Genomic DNA, 5607 nt, shown 5'->3' on the forward strand with positions numbered 1-5607 from the left:
GGGCGGTGGCGGCGCGCAGCCGGACCAGCGCGGCCAGCCCCGCACCGGCCGCCGTGCTCCCGGGCAGCACGCACGCGGCGACGATGCCCGGCAGGTGCGGGAGGCGGGGATGGTCCGTGTCCTCACCGGTCCCCGGCGACCACGGCACCACCGCGACCAGCGCCAGCGGCCCGTCGGCCGCCCCGCGCAGCGCCGCCCCCAGCCCGGAGCGGGCGGCGTCCCGGCCGGCCGGCGGGCCGGTCAGCACATCGCGCAGCAGTTCGCCGAGCTCCTCCCCGGCCCGGGCCTCGGCCGCCAGCAGCGCCCCGATGCGATCCGCTGTCTCCATCGCGCGGGCCAGCCGGGGGTCCGGCGCGCCCGTGGGGCCGCCCAGCTCCAGATCGGCGAGATGGCCGTCGTCCAGCAGCCAGACGTAGCCGTGCACCACCCCGCGGTGCCGGACGGGCAGGCAGATGCGGCCCATGAACACCCCGGCCGCGGGGTCGGGCGGAATCCGCAGCGGCGCCTGCGCGCGGGCGATCCCGAACGCCTCGAACCAGGCCCGCACCGCCGCCGTCGAGCGGCGCTGGAGGATCGAGCGGGTGCGGACCGGGTCCAGGGCCGGCTCCGCCGTGTCGTCGCTGTCCTCGCTGTCCTGGGCGCCGAAGGCGATCAGCGCGAAGTCGCGGTTCTCCAGGGTCGCGGGCGCCCGGAGCACCGCCGTGATCTCGTCCACCAGCTGCTGGTAGTCGTCGCGCATGGGTCACGCCTCTTCCTGGATTCGCCCCTCACATTCTCATACAGATGTCTGAGATCCCGGCCACGGATGCGTGACAGCTGTCGATGGTCCGGGATCCGAGCGATCCTTAAGTTTCACGGTGAGTTGTCGATGCCGTTCGTCGGCCGTCATCGTGGAGGTGCCCCGTGCTGGGACCCGTGCTGCTCGCCGCTTCGCGCAGTGCCGCCATCCGCCGTATCGTCTCGGCCGCGCCGGTCACCCGACCGATGGTGGACCGCTTCGTGGCCGGGGAGCGGCTGGCCGAGTCCATGGCGGCCGTACGGTCGCTGACCTCCCGCGGCCTGGAGGTCACCCTGGACCATCTGGGCGAGGACGTGACCGACCGGGCCGAGGCGCTGCGCAGCCGGGACGCCTATCTGGCGCTGACCGAGGCGCTGGCCGCCGAGGGACTCGCCGGCCGGGCGGAGATGTCCGTGAAGCTCTCGGCCTTCGGGCAGGCGCTGCCCGGGGGCCACGATCTGGCGCTGTCCCATGTCACCCCGGTGGTGGAGGCCGCCGCCGCGGCGGGCACGACGGTCACCCTCGACATGGAGGACCACACCACCGTGGACTCCACCCTCGCCGTCCTGGGCGAGCTGCGCACCCGGTTCCCGCAGACCGGCGCGGTCCTCCAGTCCTATCTGTTCCGGACCGAGGACGACTGCCGGGCGCTGGCCGGGGAAGGCTCCCGGGTGCGGCTGGTGAAGGGCGCGTACAAGGAGCCGGGAAGCGTCGCCTACCAGGACAAGCGCGATGTGGACCGCAGTTATGTGCGCTGTCTGAAGATCCTGATGGCCGGTGAGGGCTATCCCATGATCGGCTCGCACGATCCGCGGATGGTCGCCATCGCCCAGGACCTGGCGCACCGGCTCGGGCGCAAGCTGGACGAGTACGAATTCCAGATGCTGTACGGGATCCGCGTGGCCGAGCAGGAGCGGCTGGTGGCGGAAGGCCACCGTATGCGGGTTTACGTCCCGTATGGCACAGACTGGTATGGGTACTTCATGCGCCGCCTCGCCGAGCGCCCCGCCAACCTCACGTTCTTCCTGCGCTCGCTGGTGGGCCGGCGCTGACCCACCCCTCGGCATCGCAGACCTCGTAACCCGACGATCGAAGGAGACAACGGCCACCATGGACGCCGTCACCCAGGTCCCCGTGCCGGTGAACGAGCCGGTGCACACCTACGCTCCCGGCACCCCGGAGCGCGCCCGCCTCGAGACCAAGCTCAAGGAGCTCGGCGAGAACCCCATCGAGCTGCCGATGACCATCGGCGGGGAGAAGCGGATGGGCGCAGGGACGCGCTTCGACGTCGTCCAGCCGCACAACCACGCCGCACGCCTGGGCACCTACGCCAACGCCACCCGCCAGGACGCGCAGGACGCGATCGACGCCGCCCTGGCCGCGGCCCCGGCGTGGCGCGCGCTCAGCTTCGACGACCGTGCCGCGGTCATCCTCAAGGCCGCCGATCTGCTCTCCGGCCCGTGGCGGGAGACGCTCGCCGCCTCCACCATGCTGGGGCAGTCCAAGACGGCGCAGCAGGCCGAGATCGACACCCCCTGCGAGCTGGTCGACTTCTGGCGGTTCAACGTCCACTTCGCCCGCCAGATCCTGGCCGAGCAGCCGGTGACCAACTCGCCCGGGGTCTGGAACCGCACCGACCACCGGCCGCTGGAGGGGTTCGTCTACGCGATCACCCCCTTCAACTTCTCCGCCATCGCGGGCAACCTCCCGACCGCCCCGGCCCTGATGGGCAATGTGGTGGTCTGGAAGCCGTCCCCGACCCAGACGCACGCCGCCGTGCTGCTGATGCGGCTGCTGGAGGAGGCCGGACTGCCCAAGGGCGTGATCAACCTGGTCACGGGCGACGGCAAGGACGTCTCCGAGGTGGCGCTGGCCCACCCGGACCTCGCGGGCATCCACTTCACCGGTTCGACCAAAACCTTCCAGTACCTGTGGAAGACGGTCGGCAACAACATCGAGAAGTACAAGACGTATCCGCGGCTGGTCGGTGAGACCGGCGGCAAGGACTTCATCGTCGCCCACCCGTCCGCCGACCCGGCGGTGCTGAAGACGGCGATGACCCGCGGCGCCTTCGAGTTCCAGGGCCAGAAGTGTTCCGCGGCCTCCCGCGCCTATGTGCCGCGCTCGCTGTGGGAGAACGGCTTCAAGGAGGAGTTCGCCGCCGAGGTCAATGCGCTGACCATGGGCGATGTGACGGACCTGGGCAACTTCATGGGCGCGGTCATCGACGAGCGCGCCTTCGCCAAGAACAAGGCGGCGATCGACCGGGCGAAGGCCGATCCGACGGTCGAGGTCGTCGCGGGCGGCACCTACGACGACAGCGAGGGCTGGTTCGTCCGCCCGACCGTGCTGGTCTCCACCGACCCGGAGAACGAGATCTTCAGGGACGAGTACTTCGGCCCGATCCTCGGGGTGTTCGTCTACGAGGACGAGGAGTACGACGCGATGCTCCAGCAGATGGAGTCGGCCGCCCCGTACGGGCTGACCGGCGCCGTCATCGCCCAGGACCGCGCCGCGGCGGCCGCCACCTGTGAGGCGCTGCGCTTCGCGGCGGGCAACTTCTACATCAACGACAAGCCGACCGGCGCCGTCGTCGGCCAGCAGCCCTTCGGCGGTGGCCGCGCGTCCGGCACCAACGACAAGGCGGGCGCCAAGCAGAACCTGATGCGCTGGACCTCCACCCGCTCCATCAAGGAGACCCTGGTCCCGCCGACCGACTACCGCTACCCGCACATGGGCTGAAGCCCGTAACCCGGGGCCGATTCCGCGCCCCGGGGCCCCGCCCCCGGACCGCCCTGAGCGGACCGGGGGCGGAGTGCTGTCCAGGGGGGCGCGTAGGGGCAAATCTGTGGACGCCCAAGGCGCGGCGATGCTAGCGTCAAGCGGTCAAGTAGGCACTATTTACCGCAGTTTACGTGGGTAACCAGCACGGGATCACCCACCGGCGGATGCGGTCGGCCGCCGTGGTCGAGGTCGGACGGGGGTCGGCCTCGGCCACCGGTGCGGGGCCGACTCGCTGATCGTCCTCAGCGGCCGACGTGATGATCACCCTCAGTCAGTGACCGATATCACGCTGTCCGCGTCTCAGATATTAGGACGTCCGACTAATTGTGCAGACACTGACGCTCCGCTGCCCTACTTTTGTGGGAAGCCGATCGTCCGCTGCATCCAGCGATGGCGGTTGTGGCCGGTGCACCGCCGCAGGCGACCCCTGCCGCACCCAGGCCCCCGCCCCTTCCGGCAGCCACCTTCTCGGGGAACTTTCCTCCCGGTCCACCGGGGTTCAGCAGAGGAGATGTGATCATGGCCGAGACGACTGTCCGCAGGATCCGCCGCAAGACCGACGACACCGACCGCAAGAAGGCGGCCGCCGCGCTGCAGCGCGCACTCGACCGCCGGGACAACGGCGGCGTCACCGGTCACTGACTCCCGGACCGGGTGATCTCGAAGCGGTCCACCCGCTCGCCCGACTCCGCCAGGGCCGTGACGGACAGCCTCGGGCGGGGCCCCGGCTCCACCTCCACCGCGAGGAAGGAGAAGCCGGTGTAGCGGACCCGGGACCAGTCCGCGGTCTCCCGGTTCTTCTCCCCGTCCTTCGTCCAGTGGTAGGTCTTCACCTCGTCGAGGTCCTCGGTGTGCCCCTCGTAGCTGTCCGGCACCGGGAACTCGTAGAGCCGCGCACCCGCCCCGCCCGCCGTCACGTACACGATCCCGTCGCGCACCGCGTCGGCGCTGCCCGCCACCGGGACGCGGCGGGCGACCCTGCCGCCCCGGATGGCGTCGGTCCGCTCGTAGACATGGTTGTGGCCGTTGATGACCAGGTCCACCTGGTGCTTGTCGAACAGCGGCAGCCAGGCGTCGCGGACCCCGCCGTCCGAGGCGTGGGCGCTGGTCGTGGAGTAGGCGCAGTGGTGGAAGAAGACCACCAGGAAGTCGATGCCGGGCCGCTTGCGCAGCTCGTCCAGCCGCCGGTCCAGCCAGCGGGTCTGCGCACCGCCGGTGTAGCCCTTGTTGGCGGTGATCTCGTACGACACGTCATTGGCGTCCAGGGCGACCACGCCCACGTTCCCGTAGACGAACGAGTAGACGCCGGGCGCCCGGCGCGGGTCCGGGCCGTTGTCCGGCAGGGACCAGCGGGCCAGCTGGCCGCCGTAGCCGTCGGGGGAGTACCACGCCTCCATGTCGTGGTTGCCGGTCGTCACCATCCACGGCACGCTCGCCGCGACCGAGTCGGTCTGGGCGAGGAAGGAGTCCCAGACCCGCGCGTCGTAGAGGTCGGACTTCTTCCCGTGGCCGGTGGTGTCGGCGTAGCACAGGTCCCCGGCGTGCAGATGGAACGACGGGTTCTGGCCGAGGATCAGCTGATCGGCCGCGAGCGCGTGACAGCTCACCCCCTGGTCGCCGAAGGCGGTGAAGACGAACGCCTGCTGCCGGTCCGGCGCGGTGCGGAAGGTGCCCACGGACGCGAAGTGCCGCGGCTCGGCCGGGTCGCGGTCCGCGTGGCCGACGCCGTAGTAGTAGGTGACCCCGGGGCTCAGACCGTCCACCGCGGCGTGCAGATAGAACTGCTCGACGGCGGGCAGCCGGTCGCTCAGCGACGGGGTGTACAGGGAGCGGACCTCGGCCTCGACCTTACGGGTGAGCTCCAGCGGGCTGGTGCCGATCCGCACGTACGGCCCGCGCACGGCGAACGGCACCTGCCAGGAGATCCGCATCTGTGTGCGCGGATCGGCGCCGAAGGCCAGATGGCGGCCGAACGGGGCGACCAGCGCGCCGTTCACCGCCGCGGACGCCGGCGTCCGGTCCACCGCCGCCGCGGACCGGGGACC

At 71.1% G+C, this 5607-nt stretch carries 4 protein-coding genes and 1 pseudogene; 3 read left to right on the forward strand and 2 right to left on the reverse strand.

Annotated features, from left to right (window positions below):
• Positions 1-739, reverse strand: a pseudogene (locus AXW62_RS39010) (PucR family transcriptional regulator); the annotation flags it as partial.
• 164 nt (positions 740-903) lie between these two features.
• Between AXW62_RS39010 and AXW62_RS39015 the strand changes: the two are divergent.
• The 3 genes from AXW62_RS39015 to AXW62_RS46860 all read left to right on the forward strand — a co-directional run bounded on the left by AXW62_RS39015 (position 904) and on the right by AXW62_RS46860 (position 4204).
• A complete protein-coding gene (locus tag AXW62_RS39015; RefSeq protein ID WP_060948495.1) occupies positions 904-1830 on the forward strand; it encodes a proline dehydrogenase family protein in 927 nt (308 codons plus the stop codon).
• A gap of 58 nt (positions 1831-1888) precedes the next feature.
• Positions 1889-3520 (forward strand): L-glutamate gamma-semialdehyde dehydrogenase, encoded by a 1632-nt coding sequence (gene pruA, locus AXW62_RS39020; RefSeq protein ID WP_060948496.1) that lies wholly within the window; start codon positions 1889-1891, stop codon positions 3518-3520.
• Between the two features lie 561 nt (positions 3521-4081).
• Positions 4082-4204, forward strand: a complete 123-nt coding sequence (locus tag AXW62_RS46860) for a hypothetical protein (protein WP_102865692.1) — start codon at positions 4082-4084, stop codon at positions 4202-4204.
• On the opposite strand, the gene AXW62_RS39025 is transcribed toward AXW62_RS46860, so the two are convergent.
• Positions 4198-5607 (reverse strand): purple acid phosphatase family protein (locus AXW62_RS39025; protein WP_060948497.1); only part of this gene is annotated, 1410 nt, incomplete at its 5' end. The genes AXW62_RS46860 and AXW62_RS39025 overlap by 7 nt on opposite strands.

The sequence above is a fragment of the Streptomyces hygroscopicus subsp. hygroscopicus genome (assembly GCF_001553455.1).
Taxonomy (GTDB): domain Bacteria; phylum Actinomycetota; class Actinomycetes; order Streptomycetales; family Streptomycetaceae; genus Streptomyces; species Streptomyces hygroscopicus.